The sequence below is a fragment of the Stenotrophomonas sp. YIM B13575 genome, assembly GCF_042787595.1.
Classification (GTDB): Bacteria; Pseudomonadota; Gammaproteobacteria; order Xanthomonadales; family Xanthomonadaceae; genus Stenotrophomonas; species Stenotrophomonas lactitubi_B.
Genome location: NZ_JBHZOP010000012.1, coordinates 34,296 through 54,459, shown reverse-complemented (window position 1 = coordinate 54,459; position 20,164 = coordinate 34,296). Strand labels below are relative to the sequence as shown.

The window sequence follows — 20,164 nt, the reverse complement described above, 5'->3', positions numbered from 1 at the left end:
CATCGGACCCGGCCGAGATTTCGGCTGTGATCGCTGAACGCGGTTTGCCCGCCGATCACGCATCATCACGCTCGTCGTCGGCGGGCGCATGCAGGTGCCAATGACGGCGCAGCTGGCTGCGGCGCCTCGGCGAGGCGAACAGGTAGTGATTCAGCAGTTCGAGGAAGTGCGCCTGCGCGGCTGCGGGCAGCCGGGTGAAGTGCAACAGCAGGGCAGTCAAACGGGGGTCGTCTCGAACGGACACATCATCACCGCAGCAAGGGATACCTCTCCGAGCCTAGGCATGGACAGCGGCGGGTCCATCGGACCCGTCCTCAATCAGTCGGCAGATCCTTCGCCACCGGCACCCGCGCGTGCGTTCTGTGACGCCTGCACAAGGCCGTGCGTCAGTGCGTACTCGAAGATCTCCGCATCGCGCTGCAACCCAAGCTTGCGCATCGCGGCGATCTTCTGCGTGCTGATGGTCTTGCGGCTGCGGCCAACGCGCTCGGCGATCTGCATCACGCTCAGCCCCTCGGCGAACATCCGCAGCACTTCTGATTCGCGCTTCGACAGGGCCTCGACCTCCTGCACATCGTCGTGCGGGTCGTCCTCGACGATCAGCCGCGCGATCTCCGCTGAAATGAAGGCCTGCCGGCGGCTGGCGGCATGCACGGCGGGAACCAGCTGCTCCAGCGGATCGCTCTTGCTGACGATGCATGACACCCCGGCCCGCTGGATCGAGCGCAGGACCATGGGACTTTCCATGCCGGTCAGCACCACCAGGTGCAGCGCCGGAAAGCGACGCTGCAGGAACCGCAGCAGGGTAACCCCATCCCCATAGCGGCCGTTGGGCATCGAGAAATCGCAGACCGCCACATCAACCGGTGTGCGGCTGAGCAGATCGACCAGTTCGGTGGAGTCGCGTACCAGTCCGGCGATGGCCAGGTCCGGCTCGGCCTCCAGCAGGTGCTCCATGCCGGCCAGCAGGACCGGATGGTCATCGGCCACGACGATGTTCAACGGCATGCTCGCTTCCTCTCCTGATGGTGAACCGCACGACCTGCCCGGGGACGGTCGGCTGCCTTATAGTGGTCCGCGCCAATTACGGCAATTTCTGTCTGTTTAATCAACAGAGACCCTCCATGTCCCATCCGATCATCCGCGTCGCCATCGCCGACGACCATCCGGTCATCCGCATGGGTATCGAAGCTGCCATCGACGAGATCCCCACCCTGTCCTGCATCGGCGCGGTAGGCGATTCCTCGGCCCTGGTCGCGCTGCTGCAGCAGACTGCCTGCGATGTCGTGGTGACCGACTACGCAATGCCCGGCGGCGCCTTCGGTGACGGGCTGCAGCTGCTCGACCATCTGCGCAAGCACTTTCCCGACCTGCGCCTGATCGTGATGACCGGGCTCGACCAGCCGGCGATGATCCAGGCGCTGCACGCCAGCGGCATCGACCACATCCTGAGCAAGGCCGATGACACCAGCCACGTGCCGGCGGCGATCGCCGCAGCATGGGCCAACCGTCGCTACCTGTCGCCGTCGATCACCCAGCTGCTGCCTGCACGCGGGGCGCCGCGCGCCATCGCGGCGCTGTCGCCCCGCGAGCACGAGGTGCTGGTGCTGTTCGTCTCGGGGCTGAGCGTCAATGAAATCGCAACCCGGCTGGACCGCCGCAAACAGACGATCAGTACCCAGAAGACCGCCGGAATGGCCAAGCTCGGTATCGACAAGGATGCCGACCTGTTCAAGTTCGCCAGCGAACTGGGGCTGCGCACCCCCAGGCCGGATACGGAGTAGCCGCAGCCTGCTCACACGTCGTCCCGCAGGCCATCGCGATAGGCGTCGATCAGATCGCGCAGATCGGACAGCAGAGCAACGCGTTCGTCCTCCGGCAGCGATTGCCCTTCGCGCAGCAACCGTTCGGCATCGCCAAAACGCGTGCCAAGCGGTTTCTCACCCATCATCAGCAGCACGCCCTTCAGCGCATGCAGCTGCTCCAGCAGCGCCTCGTCGTCGCCGCTCTCGCCTGCGGCGTGCATCCTGTCCAGATCGCGGGCACTGCTTTCCACGAACAATGCGCGCAGCTTGTGCGGCTTGTCCTTGCCTGCCGGCGAAAGCGAGCGTGGTGGCGGCGGCAGCGCCTGCAGGTAGCGGTCCAGCATCGCCAGCAGCCGGGCCAGGTCCAGCGGCTTGAGCAGCAGGTCGTCGATGCCCGCCGCACGGCAGCGTTCGCGTTCGCTTGCCAACGCGGTGGCAGTCACGGCGAGGATCGGCAGCGTTTCGCCGCGACCGCGCAGCGCCCGTGCAAGCTGGTAGCCATCAAGCACCGGCATGTTGATGTCGGTCATCACGATATCCCACGCCCCCGATTGCCAGCCGGTCAACGCCACCTGTCCGTTCTCCACCGCATCGACCTGGCAGTCCAGTTCCTCCAGCTGCTGCTGGATCAGCTCGCGATTGACCGGGTTGTCCTCCACCAGCAGGACACGGCCACGCGTGCGGCGTACTCCGGCCTGCGGCGCAGCGGCGGGCACCCGCGGCACAGGCATCCACTCCCCGCGCAGCGCCTGCAGCAGTGCCGGGCTGGCATAGCACGAGACGTGCACTGCATCATCGCGCTGCTCCGGCGACAGCGGCCCTCTGGGATAGGCCCGCACGATCCTGGCATAGCTGGGCAGCACCGCCAGCTCTTCGTCATCGGTCCAGGCGCGGCGCTCGCCGAAGATCAGCAGCGTGGCTCCGGGGGCGCCGTCGGTGGGTCGCTCGATCACCGTTACATCGGCGCCCCAGCGGTGCAGCAGCTGCCCGATCTCCTGCCGCCACTCCTGCGCCGACGACAGCAGCGCAATGCGGCGAGCGGACAAGGGCTGGTCCGGCGCTGTCGCAACCGCTGAGCGCTGAACGGGGACGTCGAGGGTGAACACGCTGCCTACGCCCAGCGTGCTCTGCACCTGGATACGGCCCCCCAGCAACTGCGCCAGCTGCTGGCACAACGCCAGGCCCAGCCCGCTGCCGCCGTAGCGCCGCGAGACGCTGGCATCGCCCTGCTGGAAGGGTCGGAACAGCGTGGCCACCTGTTCCTCGGAAAGTCCAATGCCCGAATCGACCACCTGCAGGCGCAGCTGCCGCTGCTCGCCTGTTCCGGCACCCGCCTCGGCGCGCAGGGTGATGCGACCGGAGGCAGTGAACTTCACCGCGTTGCTCAGCAGGTTGTTGAGGATCTGGCGGATACGATGGACGTCGCCGATGAAGGCCTCATCCAGCGCTGGATCGATGGTGAAATACAGCTTCACGTCCTTGCGCTGCGCTTCCGGGGCGTACAGCAGCGCGGCCTGTTCGATCAGCGGACGCAGCGCGAACGGCAGTGGATCGATGTCCAGCTGCCCTGCTTCGATCTTGGAGAAATCCAGCACGTCGCTGATGATCGCCATCAGCGAATCGGCCGACAATCGAATCCGCTGCAGGCGCTCATGCTGGTCCGGCTGCAACGACGAACGCGCCAGGAGTTCGAGATGCCCCAGCACGCCATTCAGCGGCGTGCGGATTTCATGGCTCATCGTCGCCACGAACGCGGTCTTGGCACGACTGGCAGCCTCGGCCGCTTCGCGCGCACGCTCCGAGTCCTGCCGCGCCTGTTGCAGCGTATGCTGGAGTTCCACCTGCGCGGTGGCGTCGCGCATCGCACACACCCAGACCGGCTGGTCGTGGTAATTGGCTGCCGCCAGGGCGACCTGCAACTGACGGGCGTCGTCGGTGCCGGCGCCCAGCGCCCAGTTGAATTCACCGCCACGGGCTGGCAGGCCACGTGCATGGGCGATCAGCTGCGCATAGAGTTCCGGCACGGCGTGGTCCTGACCGGATTCGCCAACCAGTTCGCGCGCCACCTGGTTCTGCAGCAGTGCCGCACCGTCGCGTCGGCGCAGCAGCGCCAGGCCTACCGGCGCGGTACCGATGATGGCCTGCCTCAGCGCCTCGCTCTCATACACCCGCGAGGCATCGGCCAGCGCCGGTGCGAAGACGCGACGGTCCATCCGCCACAGCAGCATCCACAGTGCTGCCAGGATCAGCAGTGCGGTGAACACCCGCAGCAGGATCGCCGCATGCTGCGCGCGCCACAGGTCTGCCCAGCCGTACAGGTGGGTCAGGCGCCAATCCACCCCGCGCAGCGCGCCGCTGACCAGGAACCGGCCATCGTGGTACTGGCGCTGCCCCGCGGCTGATCGCGCATCTGCCAGCGTCGCGGCCAACGCAGCGGGTGATCGCGCGAGCGCCCCGCCCGCCAGCACCACACGCCCGTCGCCGGTGGTCACCAGGTAACTGCCGGGATCGGTTGCTTCCAGTCGACCCTTGAGATTGTCGATGGATTCGAACACCACGCGACGGAAGTACGGCACGTCCGCACGCGCCATCGTCATCACGCCGACCAACGCAGGTTGGCCGTTGAGCGGGTTGTCACCCAGGAACGACACCAGGCGGCGCCCCTGCGCTGCACCTGCCACTGGACCGGGCGCGGGAACCCGATCGCCCACAGCCGCTTCCATCTGCATCAGTCTTTCGAAGGCCTGGGCACGGGTCGGCACCTTCAGCGTCTGCAGCAGCTGGGCCTCGTCGATCACGCCGGCGACGGCCAGCAGCCGTCCCTTCGGCTCATACGCGTACATGGTGATCGGCCCCTGTGTCTGCAGGGCAGTGATGGTCGCAGCCGTGTATGCCGAGTATTCGTGCAGCATGCCCAGGTAGGCTTCGAGCTCGTCCTGCGGCATCGGCTGCGCGGGATTGCCCAGCACCAGCCAGGGCACCGATGCGCGCCCTTCCGCCCGCACCACCCCCTGCTGACCCTGCGACAGGAAATCACTCAGCAGAGGGGCACCCAGTCGTCGCAGCTCGGCCTGCTGGTCAGTCCACAATGCGTCGTTGGCATTGATGCTGCTCGCATAGGCGCGGTCGCGCTGGGACAGGAAATAGTCCAGCGCCGACTGCGCCTCCTGGAAGGTCTGACGCTCGCGCGAATGGAACTCGCCGATACCACCGACGAGGCTGGCGGCGGCCGTCAGCACGATCAGGATGCTGATCAGTCCGCCACCACCGAACAGCAGGCGTCGCTGCAGCCTGCGCAGGGCATCTATCTGGTTGATGGGCGCTGCAGGCGCGGCCGGATGCATGGTGATTCCCCTTGAATGATGTCGTGCGCTGGCGCCCGCGATGAATCTAGTCCAAGCCCTGCCCGACCGCCAGCGGTCGCTGCCCCGGTCGGGCCGGCGCCAGCAACGCCTGCAGCAGCGACTCGCCGGAATAGCAGGATACCCGCCAGGTGGAGCCACGCCGCTGCGCACGCAGGGGGCCATCGGCACTGACCCGCACCACGCACCGCCCGTCCTCGCCAAGAACCGGCAGTTCCCGCGCCGGCCCGCGCTCGAACAGGACCAGCGGCGTGGCCGCATCGACATCGTGCTGGGCCAGCAGAGCAGGATCATCAATCACCTGCACATGGGCGCCCCACGCCTGCAAACGCCGGCTCAGTTCATCGCTCCAGCCGGCCGCCGCCGAGGCAAGCACCACGCTGCGTCCTGCCAGTGGCCGAGGCGACGCGCCAGCCACGCGCCCCACCGGCACCGCGAAGGTAAACACACTGCCCACGGCGGGCGTACTGCGCGCCTGGATCTCCCCGCCCATCCGCAGGCACAGCTCCCGGCACAACGACAGCCCCAGCCCGGACCCGCCGAAGCGGGTGATGATGCTCGCGTCGGCCTGCACATAAGGCTGGAACAGCCGTTCCAGCTGCGACGGACTCAGGCCGATGCCGGAGTCAGCCACCTCCATCTGCAGCATCAGGGTCTCGCCCTGCGCTTCCACCCGCGCCCGCAGCGCGATGCGCCCGGAAAGGGTGAACTTCACCGCATTGCTGACCAAGTTGCGCAGTACCTGCTCGATCCGCGCCTGCGGGCCTTCCACCTGCGCAGGCACTGCCGCATCCACCGACAGGTCCATCACCAGTCCCTTGGCCTCTGCCAGCGGCGAGAACAGCACGGCAACCCGCTCCAGCAGCGCGATCGGCTCGAACGTCTCGGCCTGCAGCTCCAGCTGCCCCGCTTCGGCACGGGAAAAGTCCAGCACGTCGTTGATGATCTGCAGCAGCGAGTCGGCCGATTGGTTGATGCGGCGCAGTCGGGCCTGTTGGTCCTCATCGAGCGAGGACCGGCCAAGCAGTTCGAGGTGGCCAAGGATGCCGTGCAACGGTGTGCGGATTTCGTGGCTCATGGTCGCCAGGAAGATGCCCTTGGCGCGGCTCGCCGCTTCAGCGGCCTGGCGTGCCTGCGCCTGCTGCTGTTCGAGCTCCACGCGCGCGCTGAGATCGCGCAGTGCGCACAGCAGCACGCTGCGCCCCTGGTAGGTGGCACCCACCGCACCGACCAGCAGTTGCCGGGCGGGAGATTTGTCGTTGGCGGGAACAGGCAGCTCGAACTCCACCGGCGCCTGGAACACACCGGCCCCGGACTCGTGTTCGGATGCCAGCTGCACCAGCTGCAGATACAGCGGCACCCCGCTGCGCTCGGCGGCCGCCGCATAGTGGCGCATCAGCTCGTTCTGCAGGACGGGGCGGGCCTCGCCGCGATCGATCAGGCACAGGCCCACCGGCGACAGCTGGATGAGGGAGCGGCTGAGCTGCTCGCCCTGGTAGACGCGTGCTGCACGCGCCAGCGCCGGGCCGAACACGCGCCAGTGCAACCAGGCAAGCAGCGTCCACAGGCCCAGCAGCAGTCCGCCTCCGAGCACGGCGGCCACAACGTACAGGCGCCTGCCATCATGGGCAATGTCGCCCACGCAATAGGTATTCACCAGCAGCCAGTCGGTGCCGGCCACACGCAGCGCCTGGTAGAAGCGGAGCCCTTGCCGGAACGCCACCACGGAGCCGTCGCCTTGCCTGCCAGCGCGCAGCGCCCGCATTGTGCTGCGCATCGGCAATCCGGTGACATCCGCGGTACCGGCAACCACCCGGCCGTCAGCGGTCACCACGAATGACGTGCCACGATCTGCAACCGCCATCACCCGCGCGAGCCGGTCTGTCGGTTCCAGGGTCACGAATGTACCGATCGCGCCGCCCTTGTCGTGTGCCGAAAGCCGTACCGCGATCGAAGCGGCGGCGCTCACGGGATGGCGCACCAATGCGATCTGCATGGCGCTGTCCGCGCCGGGCGCAGCAGTTGCGGAGGGCGCCGACAGCCGTTGCAGCTGCTGGAACAGACCAGCGCGGTGGCCGGCGCCGGTGGCAGCCAGCAGGCGCTGTTCGGTCAGTCCGTCTCCCAGCACCAGGAACTGGTGGCTGGGATCGAAGAAGAAGCCACTGGCGGCCGTATCCGGTTCCCCCTGGGGCGTACTCAGCCTGCGGATCACCGACAGCGAATGGGCCAACGTGAGATAGCGGTCCAGGCGGGCCAGCGGCCAGGTGTCGGTACCGACCCCCAGCACCATCTGCGGAGCGCTTTCGGGCCCTGCGCTGACGATCATCCGCTGGCCACCAGACAGGTAGCGCTCGCGCTCCGCCAGGCGGGTCGCGGCATCGCTGTCCGGGCGATGCCGCCAGGCATATTCGGCCATGTTCAACATGCGCTGGTGTGCCGCATCTGCCGCCACCAGATGCGCCTCGACCGCGGCATGGGTGCGCTGCAGTCCTTCCAGACGACGTGTCTGGAAGCCGCTGGCATGCAGCAGCACCAGCGCGACCGCCCCGGCAACGATGGCGAGGCTGAGCAGGCAGCCGCCCCACAGCAGCACCCGGTGCTGGTAGCGGCGCAGTGCACTGACGTCACAGTCCTCGTCGTCAAAGGAGCCGCGTCCGCGCAACAGGGGTGGAAGGGAGGGAAACCAGGGCATGGGAGCAGGAGGCGCCCCCGGCGCACAACGCCGGGGTGGCGCTCTCGTGGAAGGGCCGGTGATGGAATCACGAGGCTATCGGCGCCCTGCCCCCCTCCCCATAGGACAGGGCTGAGTTCGCTCCGTCGCGATCTGCCTGGCACCCTCGTGGAGGGCGGTCAGTCCCGCAGCAGGCGCCGCTGCTTCAACCGTGTATCGGCCAGCCCCACCACCAGCAGCACGATGCTGGTCAGCCACCCTGCGGCCAGCAGGTGCATCCATGGCAGCACGAAGCCGAGCACCACCAGCGCCGCCGCCCCCAGCAGATGCGAGCGCGGCACGTGGCCGTAGACCGCACGCTTGTACAGCGCGCTGCCCAGCAGGTAGATCAATGGTCCCGCCGCCAGCATCGCGGCATACGGCAGGGTCACCACCGCTTCCGGTTCGTCCATCACCAGGTCATTGCCGACGGCGGTGGCGATGATGCCGGCGATCAGCAGCGCGTGCACGTAGTGGAAATAGGCGCCGATGCGACCCGGGTCGTCGGAACGGGTGATGGTGTCGGTGGCGTCGCGGCTGGAGATGCCGAAGTACAGCCACCACATCGCGATCGTACCGGCGAAGGTCGCCAGCACCGCCGAAACCACCGCGCCACTCCAGTGCTCCACTTCGCTCAGCACGCCGCCGGTTGCCAGCAGCGTCTCACCCAGTGCGACGATCACGAACAGCTGGCAGCGCTCGGCCAGATGCCCGCCTTCAATGGTCCACTCGCGGGTCCGCGAACGGCCGAGGCCAGGAAACGCGAAGCCGAACATCGGCGAGATGTATTCGCAGGCGACGGCCAGCGCCCACAGCGCCAACCGCGCATTGCCTTCGACCGCCGCACCGGCCAGCCAGAAGCAGGCCGACACGCTGACCCAGGCCAGCATGCGCCTGAAATTGGCGGCCAGCGGATGCGCGCGCCCTACTTCCAGCAGGACGAACAGTGTCCGCCCCACCTGCATCGTGGCGTACGCGCCGGCGAAGATCCATGCGCGTCCGGCAAAGGCTTCGGGGATGGACGAAGACATCAGCAACGCCAGCAGCATCGTCACGAACAACAGGCCGCGGATGCGTGGCGCCTCCGGGTCGAACCAGTTGCTGACCCAGCACGCGTACTGCCAGCCGAGCCAGACCGCAAACCACAGCACCAGGGTCTGCAGCACGCCCAGCAGGCCAAGGTGGTGCAGCAGGTGGTGGCTGAGCTGGGTGACGGCGAACACGTAGACCAGATCGAAGAACAGTTCTTCGTAGGTCACCCGCGCATGATGGCCGTCGCGACGACGCAGGGCAGGAAGACGGGGTGTTGCCGGCATCGCGGATCCTCGCTTCAGCGGCCCAGCCGCCAGAAAATGACACCGGCCACCAGCGCCGGAACGGCAAACACCAGCAGCAGGATCGGCAACTCCTCGCGCACCGTATAGCCCGCCCGGCTGACCCCCACCCACAGATTGGCCACCGACACCAGCAGCCAGGTGCCGATGAAGGCCAACAGCGCCGTGGGCAGCTGCGAGCTGCCGGTGCTCCAGAGCCTGCCGAACAGGGCGAAGACGCCCAGCAGCAGGAACCCGCCGACGATCACCAGAAGCACGTGCATGGTCACTCTCCCCGATGGCTGCCCTGCAGCCTATCTGCGGCCGAGTGTGCGCGGCAGAGGGTGATCGTGGATTCACTTTCCGGCGGCCACGAACAATGTCGCCGCGGAACACCTGATAGCAAATGCGAACGGTTCCCATTACTATCGTGGCGCCGCGCAGGCCCGTCTTGCGTGGCCCCACCCCTTCCCGCCTGCGCCGCTTTTCCGGATGTCCACGCCACCGCACTCCCCACCACCTGCGCTGCCGCTGGTGTCCTCGCTGGTGCGCCACTACGAGGACCTGGTGGACTACCTGCGTCGTCGCTTCGCCTCGCCCAGGCTGGCCCGCGAGGTGGTGCACGATGTCTGCATCCGCCTGCTGGAACGCCCGGCCCCGGCCGATGTGCGGCAGCCGATGGCGCTGCTGCGGCGGATGGCGCACGACGCCGCGGTTGATCGTTGCCGTGCCGAAGACCTGCGCCGCCAGTGGGTGGAACCCCGTGCCGAACTGCCCGACGCCGCCTGCGAAGGTGCGGGCCCGGCCAGGCAGGCCGTTGCCACGCAGGAACTGGAACGGCTGGTCGAGGTCATCCGTGCGATGCCCTGTCGACGCCGCCAGGTGTTCATCCTGCACAAGATCCATGACGTGCCGCAGGCAGCGGTTGCGCGGCGCATGGGCATCGGCCTGAAGGCCGTCGAGCGCCATCTGCGGTTGGCGATGCTCGATTGCCGGCAGACGCTGGACGCGGGAGCGCTGACGTGACAGCACCACGTCGCCCGCGCCCGCCGCGTCCGGACAAGACCGCCGCGCCTTCGCCTGATCGTGTGCTGGAACAACATCGGGACACCCTCAAGGCACTGTTTCCCGTGCCCGATGCGGCGCAGCTGTATCGCCCTCACCGCAGCCGTCGGATCGGCGGCGCCGTGCTCGGCCTGCTGCTGGTGGCTGGACTGGGCGGGCTATACGCCTTCGATCCCGGCTGGCAACAGGGCGATTACCAGACGGCCATCGGCGAGCGCCGCAGCGTGCTGCTGGCCGATGGCAGCCGTATCCAACTGGATGCAGACAGCCATCTGCAGGTGCGCAGCCACCTGCGTTCGCGCCGCGCCGTACTGGTCTCCGGACGCGCCCGCTTCGAGGTGGCGCCGTCGCGCTGGCGTCGGTTCCAGGTCGATGCCGGCCCCGTGCAGGTGCGCAACTACGGCACGGTGTTCGACGTGGATCGATGCGGTGACCGCAGTGAGATCCGCCTGTGGCGCGGCAAGGTCGGCGTGCGCGTGGCTGGCCGCGATGGCGAGCAGCGCCTGCAGCCTGGCCAGCAGTTGCTGGCAGGGACCGGACCGGCTCAGCAACCGCAGCCGATCGCCACCGGCAGCGGGGAATGGACCGAGGGCCGGCTGCAGTTCGTGCAGACCCCGCTGGGCGAGGTGGTACGCAGCCTGCAGCGCTATCACCGCGGCGCGATCGTGCTGGACGAACCCGGCCTGACCACGCTGCAGGTATCGGGCGTGTTCGACGGCGACCATGCCGCCACCGCGCTGGCGCTGTTGCCGGAGATCCTGCCGGTCGCCGTCCACTCCCGCGACGATGGCAGCGTGCACATCTCCGCGCGCCACTGATTTCCGCACCGAGGGTGGGTTGTGGCCCCGCTCATCCGGCTGCTGCTAGAACCCCTCTGAAGGACCCTGCATGACCCGCATTGCCCTGCCCGCCGCCCTGCGCCGCCTGACGCCTGCCCTGCTGGCCGTCAGCCTGTCCGCCGCCCTTCCGGTGGCGGCGCAGTCCACCCCCACGACGGTGGACGTCCATCTTCCGGCCGCCCCGCTGCAGCAGTCACTCAATGCGGTGGCCAGGCAGAGCGGCATCCAGCTGCTGTTCGCGGCGGACAGCGTTGCCGGCCGCCAGGCGCCAGCGCTGGACGGCCACTATGCCCCACGCGAGGCGCTGCAACGGCTGATTGCCGGCCAGGGCCTGGGCGTCGAGGAACGCTCGCCGGGCGTGTTCGTTATCCGCAGTGTGGTCGCAACCGCGACGCCGGCGGCAAATGCGGACAGCCCGCGTACGGCAGCAACGCCGGCAGCCGCGACCTCGCTCGGCAGAGTGACCGTGTCGGCGTCCACCGCGCGTATGCCGCAGGGCGAGACCGCCATGCCCAACACCATCACCGTGCTCACCCGTGAGGACATCCAGCAACAGCTGGCACTGGGCTCGGATGTGTCCCGGGTGCTGTCCTCGCAGATCCCGGCCTTCGCCCCGGCGCGCGAGAAGATGTCCAATTATGGCGAAAGCATGCGTGGGCGCGGCATCCTGTACATGGTCGACGGCGTGCCACAGTCCACGCCGCTGCGCGACGGTTCGCGTGATTCGCACACCATCGATCCGGCGATGATCGAACGCATCGAAGTGATCCACGGTGCCAATGCGCTGCAGGGTATCGGCGGCACCGGCGGCATCGTCAACATCATCACCCGCAGTGCGCCGAGCGAACCGGGCGCCTTCCTGCTGGACAGCAACCTTTCGCTCACCGCCGCCTCGCCGGGCCGCCGCGATGATGATGGCCAGCGTGCTTCGGCACTGGTGGGTATCCGCGGCGAACAGTTCGACCTCGTTGCCGGCCTGGCCCATGAGCGGCAGGGCCTGTACTACGACGGCGAGGGCCGTGCGATCGGCACCAATGCGCAGGGCGAGCTGATGGATTCGACCTCGACCAACATCTTCGCCAAGCTTGGCTGGAACATCGCCGAAGGCCAGCGCCTGCAGCTGATGGCCAATCGGTACGAATTGCGTGGCCTGGACAATTACCTGCCCGTGGATGGCAACTTCCGCACCGGTCGCCCGGCCACATCGGTACCCGGCGATACGCCGCTCGATCCGCCGATGAACCGCTCACGTTCGCTGACCCTGGACTACAGCAATGCCGACCTGTTCGGCGGCCAGTTCCTGGCTCAAGTATTTGCGGTGGATTTCGAGGGGCGTTACGGCGCCAGCCAGTGGGACCCGTGGGGCAACACAGGTGCCAACGCCGCCTGGGACCAGACCCAGAACGAATCGGACAAGCGTGGCTTCAAGCTGACCCAGAGCTGGCGTCGCATCGGCGACACGTCGCTGGACGTGACCCTGGGCCTGGATGGCCTGCGTGACCGCACCCACCAGGTATTGCTGGCCAGCGGTCTGAACTGGGTACCGCTGACCACCTACCAGAGCCTGTCGCCGCTGTTGCAGCTGCAGTGGTGGCCCACCGACCACGTCATGCTGTCCGCTGGCCTGCGTTACGAAAAGGGCGAACTGGAGGTGGGCGACTACACCACCCTGCCCCGCTACGGCGCACGCAAGGTGGCCGGCGGCAAACCGACGATGAGCGAGACGCTGCCCAATTTCGGCGCGGTCTGGTACATCAACGATCGCCTCAGCGCTTACGCGTCGTATTCAGAGGGCTACACCGTGGCCGATGTTGGCCGCGTGCTGCGCGCTATCAATCGCGATGGCCAGCGCGTGGACAACCTGGTGGATCTGTCGCCGGTGGTGTCGGACAACCGCGAGATCGGGCTGGAATATGACGATGGTCGCTTCAGCGGCGATATCGCGTACTACACGTCCGAATCCAAGCTGGGTTCGGTACTGGTCTATGACGCCGGCATCGATGCCTACAACGTGCAGCGCCAGGCTACCCGGGTGGAAGGCTTCGAGACCAACCTGCGCCTGCGCCTGGGTGACAGCCGCCTCGGCCTGGGCTATGCACGCGCCAACGGCCGCTATGACGCCAATCTGGATGGCCGACTGGAAAGCGACCTGGCGGGCGTCAACATCGCCCCGAACCGACTGACCGCGTTCTGGGAGCAGAGCTGGACCTCGCAGCTCAGCACCCGTCTGCAGGCCAGCCATGCCTTCGACCGCGACTTCGACCTGCGCGGCGTGCCGGTGGCCAGTTTCAAGGGCTACACCACGTTCGACCTGGTCGCCCGCTATGCGCTGGACAAGAGCAGCTTCACCCTGGGCGTGCAGAACCTCGCCAACAAGCAGTACATCACCTACTACTCGCAGACCACGCCATCCAACCCGAGCTATTTTGCCGGGCGCGGACGTGTGCTGACGCTGGGGTGGCAGTATCGCTACTGAGACATGCCGCCCTTATGGGTGCCATGAAATCTATGCGTGACGCGACGAAGGAGGCCCATGCTAGTTTCTGGGCCTCCTTCATCGGTGTCCTCCCATGCGCCTGCAGACCCTCGCCATCACGCTCGTTGCCCTGCTTCCCGTTGCGGCTTCTGCCGCCGAACCGCCGCTGCCGCAGCTGCGTGCCTACACCGTGGATGCCTCCTGGCTGCAGCCGATGGCGCCGCTGCAGATTGCCGACCACACCTGGCAGATCGGCACCGAAGACTTGACCGCGCTGCTGGTGCAGACGCCGCAGGGCGCGGTGCTGCTCGATGGCGGCATGCCGCAGATGGCCGACCACCTGCTGCGCAACATGAAAACGCGCGGTGTTGCGCCGCAGGATCTGCGCCTGATCCTGCTCAGCCATGCCCACGCCGACCACGCCGGCCCGGTTGCAGCGCTCAAGCGCAGTACAGGAGCGCAGATCGGGGCCAATGCCGAATCGGCGGTGCTGCTGGCACGCGGAGGCAGCCACGACCTGCACTTCGGTGATGACATTACCTATCCGCCGGCCAACGCCGACCGCATCATCATGGATGGCGAAGTGGTCACGGTGGGCGGCATCGACTTCACCGCCCATTTCATGCCGGGACATACGCCGGGCAGTACCGCCTGGACCTGGACCGACACCCGCGATGGCACGCCGGTGCGCATCGCCTACGCTGACAGCCTGAGTGCACCGGGTTACCAGTTGAGGGACAACCCTCGCTATCCGCGCCTGATCGAGGACTACAAGCGCAGCTTCGCGACGGTGCGGGCGCTGCCCTGCGATATCCTGCTGACCCCGCATCCTGGTGCCAGCAACTGGAACTACAGCGCTGGCGCCAAGGCCGGTGCCAAGGCCCTGAGCTGCAAGGCCTATGCGGATGAGGCCGAGAAGAAGTTCGACGCGCAGCTGGCCAAGGAAGCGGCCGGGGCCCGCTGATCCTGTAGCTGAGCCGATGTTCCGCTTGCAGGCAGAAAGCAGCCGAGCGTGGGCTCGGCTCTACACGTGGCGCGCCAAAGAAGGACTACGTGGATGCAGCCGAATGGGCGCTCGATACGCAGCTGGCCAAACGGCCGGGGCCCGCTGATTCCGTAGAGCCGAGCCGATGCTCGGCTTGCAGGCCGAAAGCAGCCGAGCGTGGGCTCGGCTCTACACGCGGCGCGCCGAAGAAGGCCCGTGCGGATGCGGCCGAATGGACGCTCGACACGCAGCTGGCCAAACGACCGGGGCCCGCTGATTCCGTAGAGCCGAGCCGATGCTCGGCTTGCAGGCCGAAAGCAGCCGAGCGTGGGCTCGGCTCTACACGCGGCGCGCCGAAGAAGGACTACGTGGATGCAGCCGAATGGGCGCTCGACACGCAGCTGGCCAAACGACCGGGGCCCGCTGATTCCGTAGAGCCGAGCCAATGCTCGGCTTGCAGGCCGAAAGCAGCCGAGCGTGGGCTCGGCTCTACACGCGGCGCGCCGAAGAAGGCCCATGCGGATGCGGCCGAATGGGCGCTCGACACGCAGCTGGCCAAACGGCCGGGGCCCGCTGATTCCGTAGAGCCGAGCCGATGCTCGGCTTGCGGGCAGAAAGCAGCCGAGCGTGGGCTCGGCGCTACACAGGCCGCGTGGAAGGGTGCCGGTCAGACCGACCGGCACCGCCACTGACTGTCAGCCTCCCTGGCCGTGCTGGGCGAAGGGCTCGGTGCTGCCGTCGGTGCGCACCAGCTCGACGGTGTACGGTTGCACGTAGCCATCCGGCATTTCCATGCCCGGCGAGCCGGCCGGCATGCCTGGCAGCACCAGGCCACGCGCCGTCGGCCGTTCCGTCAGCAGGCGCTTGATGTCGCTGGCCGGAATGTGGCCTTCCACCACATAGCCACCGATCTCAGCGGTATGACAGGACGCCTTGCCGGCCGGCACGCCGAGGCGCCGCTTGACCGGATGCATGTCATCGGTGTCGCGTATCTCAACCGGGAAGCCGGCAGCCTTCAGGTGGTCGGCCCACACGCCACAGCAACCACAACTGGCCGTCTTGTGAACGATGGCCAGCGGCAGTTCGGGATCGATCGTCGGCCCAGCCGCGACCGCGACCGCGACCGCCGAGGCAGTTTCGGTGGCGGCTGTGGGCGAGGACACGGCCTCTTCGGAAGCGCGCGCGCAAGCGCTGCCCAGCAGAACGGTGGTAAGCAACAGGCTCAGGGAAAGCGTGCGGTTCATATGTCAGGTTGTCCTTTGCAATCGCAGGCGCGAGCGCCTGCCACCCACACGAAGGATTCGCGTGGGTCAGGTAGATGAGGGGGTACTGCTGGACGGCAGGCACGCAATGCCTGCGCGCGATCAGGCGATCGGAGGACGGATCAGGTGCGGCAGCGCAGGCGCGGGATGACCCCTATGCAGCGCATTACCGGGCACTGCACGCAGCGGCCATGCGGCAAGGCTTCGCGCCGACGGCAGCATGGCCACACTGGCCGGCACGCATTCGCAACCCTCGCTGCTGCACGCGCCTGCGTCCCGTTCATCGCAGCAGGCGGGCGCGGCAGAGATCGCAGTGTTGGCGCTCTCGTGGGGCGCACCGCAATGACCATCGCCGGCCTGACCGTTGATGCCGCCCGAGGCAAGCGCCAGCGCCGGTGCATTCAGCACCAGGGTCAGGAGCAGCATCAGTCGCAGCAGCAGGCCGGATATATCCACCGGCTGATGATAGCCGACGCACGGCGCACCCGTCGCCGCTGCCTGGTGTCATCATGGATGGCGTTCATTGGAGCTTTTCCATGCCTGCCCGCTACCATGCTGCTGCCCTGCTGATGTCTGCATTGCTGAGCTTTCCGGTCATGGCAGGCGAACGCCAATGGACCGTGCTGTCCAGCGGCGATGCTGACGACATCCATGAGCGCTGGCAGGTTAGCGCGACGCGGTTGCATACCCTGCCCGCCTTCGACCCGGCACGCGCCGAGCCGCCGCTGTCGGTGCATCAAGCGACGGCGGCAGCGCTGGCCCACGCGCGCCAGCGTTATCCGGGCGACGACTTCGTGGTCTCCGAGGTCAGCCTGCAGCGCTTCACCGCCGGCGCGGCGCCGCCTGCCGAAGACGCAGCGCGCGGCTGGGTGTACCTGGTCAGCCTCGACTACAACGCCAAGGGCTGGACCCAGATGGTTCCCGTGCTGCTGGACGGCAGCATCGTGCTGAGCGACAACGAGGAACCGTAGGTGCGGCGTCTCACGCGGTCACCTCGATCTGCGCGCGCATCCGTACCGGAATGGATTTCGCCGCCGGCGTACCGCTGATCCGATCGTAGTAGTCCAGCGGCAGCAGCGGATTAAGCTCAGGGTAGTAGCCCGCCAGCGCACCGCGCGGCATCGGATAGTCAAGCACGGTCAGGCCTTCGATGCGCCGCGTCACGCCATCGTCGCTGATCGTTTCCAGGCTCACCCGGGCTTCCTTGCCGAGCCCGCGTGCCAGACGGTCCTCGATGTTCATGAACACCACCATGCGGTCGTTGTACACGCCCCGGTAGCGGTCGTTGTAGCTGTAGATGGTGGTGTTGTACTGGTCGTGCGAACGCACCGTGGCCAGCCGCAGCATCTCCGGGTCATCGACCACCGCGTTCACCTCCAGGCCCGGCATGACCAGGATGTTGGCCTTGCCGTTCGGCGTCGGCCACACGCGCCGGCGCGGTGGAATATCCAGGTGGAAGCCGTGCAGTGCCTCGATGTGCTCGTTGAAGCCTGCGTAGATGTCCGGGTAGACGGCGGCGATCAGGTCGCGGATCGGACCGTAATCATGCATGTACGCGGCCCAGTCCACCTTGCTGTCCGGCAACGCCGCCATCGCCATGCGGCAGACGATCTCCACCTCCGGCAGCACGTGCTCGCTGGCCGGCTCCAGCACACCGCGCGACGCGGTCACGTTGGACATCGCATCTTCGATGGTGACGAACTGTTCCCCCCGCGGCGTGCGGATCCACTCCGAGCGCGCCACCACCGGAAGGATCAGCGCGTCGCGGCCATGCACAAGATGACCTCGGTTGAGCTTGCTGGCGATGCCCACGGTCAGTTCCAGCCTGCGCATGGCTTCGTAGGCGCGTTCGGTATCGGGCACGGCATGGATGAAGTTGCCGCCCATGCCGATGAACACCTTGGCGCTGCCATCCAGCATCGCCGCGATCGACTCGACCACGTGGTGGCCGTGTTCGCGTGGCGGATCAAAACCGAATACCTGCTGCACGCGATCCAGGTAGCGCGCGGTGGGCTTTTCATCGATGCCGACCGTGCGGTCGCCCTGCACGTTGGAATGCCCGCGGATCGGGCCGATGCCCGCGCCCGGCTTGCCGAAGTTGCCGCGCAGCAACAGCAGGTTGGCCACCTGCTGCAGCAGCCGCGAACCCTGCTGGTGCTGGGTCAGGCCCATCCCATAGCAGATGACCGTCGCGCGCGAACGGATGTAGATCTCCGCGCAGCGCCGTATCTGCTCCTGCGCGATGCCCGACACCCGCACGATCTCATCCCAGTCCTGCGCCAGCACGTCTTCGCGCAGTGCCTCCAAGCCAACGGTATGCTCGGCCAGGAAGGCATGATCCAGCACCTGCTCGCCCTGCGCTTCGCGCTCGAACATCACCTTCATCATGCCCTTGATCAGCGCCAGGTCGCCGCCGATGCGCACGTGCACGAACTCGCTGGTGATCTCGGTGGACCCGAACGTGGCCATCTGCACCACGTCCTGCGGTTCGGTGAAGCGGATCAGCGCACGCTCGGGCATCGGGTTGACCGCCACGATCGGCACGCCGCGTTTGCGTGCTTCCACCAGGTTGCTCATCATCCGCGGCGAGTTGGTGCCGGTGTTCTGGCCCATCACGAAGATCGCCTCGGCGTGTTCGAAGTCGTCCAGCACGATGGTGCCCTTGCCCACGCCGATCACCGGCGGCAGGCCCCGGCTGGTCGGCTCGTGGCACATGTTCGAGCAGTCCGGGAAGTTGTTGGTGCCGAACTCGCGCACGAAGATCGAATACAGGAACGCCGCCTCGTTGGGCGTGCGGCCGGAGGTGTAGAACTCGGCCCGGTCGGGGTGGTCCAGCGCCTGCAGATGGCGGCCGATCAGCGCGAACGCCTCGTCCCATTCGCAGGGCACGTAGTGGTCGGTGGCAGCGTCGTAGCGCATCGGCTCGGTCAGCCGGCCCTGCAGCTCCAGCCAGTAATCGGTCTGCGCCATCAGCTCGGTGACGGTGTGCTGGGCGAACAGCTCGCGGGTCACCCGGTGCTGGGTCGCTTCCCAGGCCAGGGCCTTGGCGCCGTTCTCGCAGAATTCCAGCTTCTTGCGGTGGTCGGCATCGGGGAATGCGCAACTGGGGCACTTGAAGCCACCCGGCTGGTTCATCGCCAGCAGTGCCTTCGATCCTTTGCCGATCACGCTCTGCTGCAGCAGCACCCTGGCGGTCGCACCAGCGGCCCCCCAGCCGCCTGCCGGTTGGTTGTAGGGCTTGTAACGCGGCGGCTTCTGTTCGGACATGGTCGGGAACCTGCGTTGGTGGAGTGCCTGCCTGCAGTGCCGGGCCCGCGCCCGGCTGCCGTGGCCAGTCAAGCACGCCGGCAACCGCGGCGCCATAGCCCAGCGGTGGTACAGCAGGCTGTCATGGCAAGGGTTACCGCCACGTCTTCACTGGAGGGCTGCGCTATTCTGCGGGCGTAGCCTGCCCTTCTGCTTTGCCCAGGATGTGCCGCATGCCCGGATCGACGCCGCCCTCCCCTCCGCCCGCCGGTACGGCACTGCGCACGTTGCAGCGCTGGCGCAGCACGGGGCAGGAGCATCAGGTCGACGTGATCGCCGAAGAAGTGCCGGTGGTGATGCGCTACAACGGTGCCGCCTTCGCGGTGATGATGGCCACGCCGTGCGACCTGGAGGATTTCGCCTTGGGTTTCTCGCTCAGCGAAGGATTGATCGAGCGGCCCGATCAGCTGCTGTCCGCCGAGGTGCAGCCACAACTGGAAGGCATCGAGCTGAAGATGACCGTGTCCGCCGACGCCCCTGGCGCCGCACTGGATCTGGACAACGGGCGCCTGCTGCCTGGTCGCGGCGGTTGCGGGTTGTGCGGCGCGCGTCAGCTGGAAGACGTGCTGCGTCCGCTGCCGCCGGTGAAGGACCGCCGCACGTATCAGACGGCTGCACTGCAGCGGGCACTGGCCGGGCTGGCCGCGCAGCAACCGATGAATGCTGCCAGTGGTTCGACCCATGCAGCGGCCTGGGCCGATGCCAGTGGCCGCATCGGCTGGGTGCGCGAAGACGTGGGCCGTCACAACGCGCTGGACAAGCTGATCGGTGCGCTGCACCACAACGAGCACAGCATCGATGGTGGCCTGCTGGTGGTGTCCAGCCGTGCCAGCTACGAAATGGTCAGCAAGGCAGCGCGCGCCGGTGCCAGCGTACTGGTTGCCGTTTCGGCCCCCACCGCGCTGGCCATCGACCTGGCCCGCAGTGCCGGTCTGTGCCTGGTAGGGTTCGCCCGCGAAGGGGGCTTCAACGTGTATACGCACCCGGAGCAACTGCAGGGGGATGGCCTGCACGGCCATCCGCCTGCCTGACGCGGCGGCC

The 20,164-nt window shown here is 67.4% G+C and carries 16 protein-coding genes; 7 read left to right on the top strand and 9 right to left on the bottom strand.

What is annotated here, in order from left to right; genetic code table 11:
• Positions 1-55 precede the first annotated feature (55 nt).
• Positions 56-220 carry a hypothetical protein gene (locus ACFX4F_RS02470; RefSeq protein ID WP_165787230.1) on the bottom strand — a complete coding sequence of 55 codons (165 nt, stop codon included), beginning with the start codon at positions 218-220 and terminating at the stop codon, positions 56-58.
• Positions 221-318: 98 nt separating this feature from the next.
• The gene (locus tag ACFX4F_RS02465) at positions 319-1,008 is read right to left on the bottom strand and encodes a response regulator transcription factor (RefSeq protein WP_099818583.1); all 690 of its coding nucleotides are present in this window, start codon (positions 1,006-1,008) and stop codon (positions 319-321) included.
• 116 nt (positions 1,009-1,124) lie between these two features.
• Here ACFX4F_RS02465 and ACFX4F_RS02460 point away from each other — a divergent pair, with 116 nt between their 5' ends.
• Entirely contained in the window at positions 1,125-1,784 is a 660-nt protein-coding gene (locus tag ACFX4F_RS02460) for a response regulator transcription factor (RefSeq protein WP_099818584.1), read from the top strand.
• Between the two features lie 11 nt (positions 1,785-1,795).
• On the opposite strand, the gene ACFX4F_RS02455 is transcribed toward ACFX4F_RS02460, so the two are convergent.
• The 4 genes from ACFX4F_RS02455 to ACFX4F_RS02440 form a co-directional block, all read right to left on the bottom strand.
• Positions 1,796-5,149, bottom strand: a complete 3,354-nt coding sequence (locus ACFX4F_RS02455; protein ID WP_380651872.1) for an ATP-binding protein — start codon at positions 5,147-5,149, stop codon at positions 1,796-1,798.
• 46 nt (positions 5,150-5,195) lie between these two features.
• The gene (locus ACFX4F_RS02450) at positions 5,196-7,859 is read right to left on the bottom strand and encodes an ATP-binding protein (protein ID WP_099818587.1); all 2,664 of its coding nucleotides are present in this window, start codon (positions 7,857-7,859) and stop codon (positions 5,196-5,198) included.
• A gap of 158 nt (positions 7,860-8,017) precedes the next feature.
• Complete coding sequence (locus ACFX4F_RS02445; RefSeq protein WP_099818589.1) at positions 8,018-9,193, bottom strand: low temperature requirement protein A; 1,176 nt, start codon at positions 9,191-9,193, stop codon at positions 8,018-8,020.
• A gap of 14 nt (positions 9,194-9,207) precedes the next feature.
• Entirely contained in the window at positions 9,208-9,474 is a 267-nt protein-coding gene (locus ACFX4F_RS02440) for a hypothetical protein (RefSeq protein WP_099818590.1), read from the bottom strand.
• Positions 9,475-9,682: 208 nt separating this feature from the next.
• Here ACFX4F_RS02440 and ACFX4F_RS02435 point away from each other — a divergent pair, with 208 nt between their 5' ends.
• From ACFX4F_RS02435 to blaL1, 4 genes are all read left to right on the top strand, one after another.
• Entirely contained in the window at positions 9,683-10,216 is a 534-nt protein-coding gene (locus tag ACFX4F_RS02435) for a sigma-70 family RNA polymerase sigma factor (RefSeq protein ID WP_380651868.1), read from the top strand.
• Complete coding sequence (locus tag ACFX4F_RS02430; protein ID WP_380651865.1) at positions 10,213-11,073, top strand: FecR family protein; 861 nt, start codon at positions 10,213-10,215, stop codon at positions 11,071-11,073. The genes ACFX4F_RS02435 and ACFX4F_RS02430 overlap by 4 nt, the downstream gene beginning before the upstream one ends.
• A 70-nt stretch (positions 11,074-11,143) precedes the next feature.
• Positions 11,144-13,570, top strand: coding sequence for a TonB-dependent receptor domain-containing protein (locus ACFX4F_RS02425; protein WP_380651862.1), 2,427 nt, complete (start codon positions 11,144-11,146; stop codon positions 13,568-13,570).
• Positions 13,571-13,664: 94 nt separating this feature from the next.
• Complete coding sequence (gene blaL1 / locus ACFX4F_RS02420; RefSeq protein WP_380651859.1) at positions 13,665-14,534, top strand: L1 family subclass B3 metallo-beta-lactamase; 870 nt, start codon at positions 13,665-13,667, stop codon at positions 14,532-14,534.
• A 716-nt stretch (positions 14,535-15,250) separates the two neighbouring features.
• On the opposite strand, the gene ACFX4F_RS02415 is transcribed toward blaL1, so the two are convergent.
• Complete coding sequence (locus ACFX4F_RS02415; protein ID WP_380651856.1) at positions 15,251-15,799, bottom strand: DUF411 domain-containing protein; 549 nt, start codon at positions 15,797-15,799, stop codon at positions 15,251-15,253.
• Positions 15,800-15,919: 120 nt separating this feature from the next.
• Positions 15,920-16,273 carry a CopL family metal-binding regulatory protein gene (locus tag ACFX4F_RS02410; protein ID WP_380651853.1) on the bottom strand — a complete coding sequence of 118 codons (354 nt, stop codon included), beginning with the start codon at positions 16,271-16,273 and terminating at the stop codon, positions 15,920-15,922.
• 80 nt (positions 16,274-16,353) lie between these two features.
• On the opposite strand from ACFX4F_RS02410, the gene ACFX4F_RS02405 reads away from it, so the two are divergent.
• A complete protein-coding gene (locus ACFX4F_RS02405) occupies positions 16,354-16,788 on the top strand; it encodes a hypothetical protein (protein ID WP_380651850.1) in 435 nt (144 codons plus the stop codon).
• A gap of 10 nt (positions 16,789-16,798) precedes the next feature.
• Here ACFX4F_RS02405 and ACFX4F_RS02400 read toward each other — a convergent pair whose 3' ends face one another.
• Positions 16,799-19,084, bottom strand: coding sequence for an FdhF/YdeP family oxidoreductase (locus ACFX4F_RS02400; protein ID WP_380651847.1), 2,286 nt, complete (start codon positions 19,082-19,084; stop codon positions 16,799-16,801).
• 212 nt (positions 19,085-19,296) lie between these two features.
• Between ACFX4F_RS02400 and fdhD the strand changes: the two genes are divergently transcribed.
• Positions 19,297-20,154: a formate dehydrogenase accessory sulfurtransferase FdhD gene (gene fdhD / locus ACFX4F_RS02395; protein WP_380651844.1), complete on the top strand. Its 858-nt coding sequence runs from the start codon at positions 19,297-19,299 to the stop codon at positions 20,152-20,154.
• Positions 20,155-20,164: the final 10 nt, after the last annotated feature.

Coding starts and splice junctions, on each gene's coding strand:
- ACFX4F_RS02465 (WP_099818583.1), bottom strand. CDS start 1,008: ATGCCGTTGAACATCGTCGTGGCCGATGACCATCCGGTCCTGCTGGCC.
- ACFX4F_RS02460 (WP_099818584.1), top strand. CDS start 1,125: ATGTCCCATCCGATCATCCGCGTCGCCATCGCCGACGACCATCCGGTC.
- ACFX4F_RS02455 (WP_380651872.1), bottom strand. CDS start 5,149: ATGCATCCGGCCGCGCCTGCAGCGCCCATCAACCAGATAGATGCCCTG.
- ACFX4F_RS02450 (WP_099818587.1), bottom strand. CDS start 7,859: ATGCCCTGGTTTCCCTCCCTTCCACCCCTGTTGCGCGGACGCGGCTCC.
- ACFX4F_RS02445 (WP_099818589.1), bottom strand. CDS start 9,193: ATGCCGGCAACACCCCGTCTTCCTGCCCTGCGTCGTCGCGACGGCCAT.
- ACFX4F_RS02440 (WP_099818590.1), bottom strand. CDS start 9,474: ATGCACGTGCTTCTGGTGATCGTCGGCGGGTTCCTGCTGCTGGGCGTC.
- ACFX4F_RS02435 (WP_380651868.1), top strand. CDS start 9,683: ATGTCCACGCCACCGCACTCCCCACCACCTGCGCTGCCGCTGGTGTCC.
- ACFX4F_RS02425 (WP_380651862.1), top strand. CDS start 11,144: ATGACCCGCATTGCCCTGCCCGCCGCCCTGCGCCGCCTGACGCCTGCC.
- blaL1 (WP_380651859.1), top strand. CDS start 13,665: ATGCGCCTGCAGACCCTCGCCATCACGCTCGTTGCCCTGCTTCCCGTT.
- ACFX4F_RS02415 (WP_380651856.1), bottom strand. CDS start 15,799: ATGAACCGCACGCTTTCCCTGAGCCTGTTGCTTACCACCGTTCTGCTG.
- ACFX4F_RS02405 (WP_380651850.1), top strand. CDS start 16,354: ATGCCTGCCCGCTACCATGCTGCTGCCCTGCTGATGTCTGCATTGCTG.
- ACFX4F_RS02400 (WP_380651847.1), bottom strand. CDS start 19,084: ATGTCCGAACAGAAGCCGCCGCGTTACAAGCCCTACAACCAACCGGCA.
- fdhD (WP_380651844.1), top strand. CDS start 19,297: ATGCCCGGATCGACGCCGCCCTCCCCTCCGCCCGCCGGTACGGCACTG.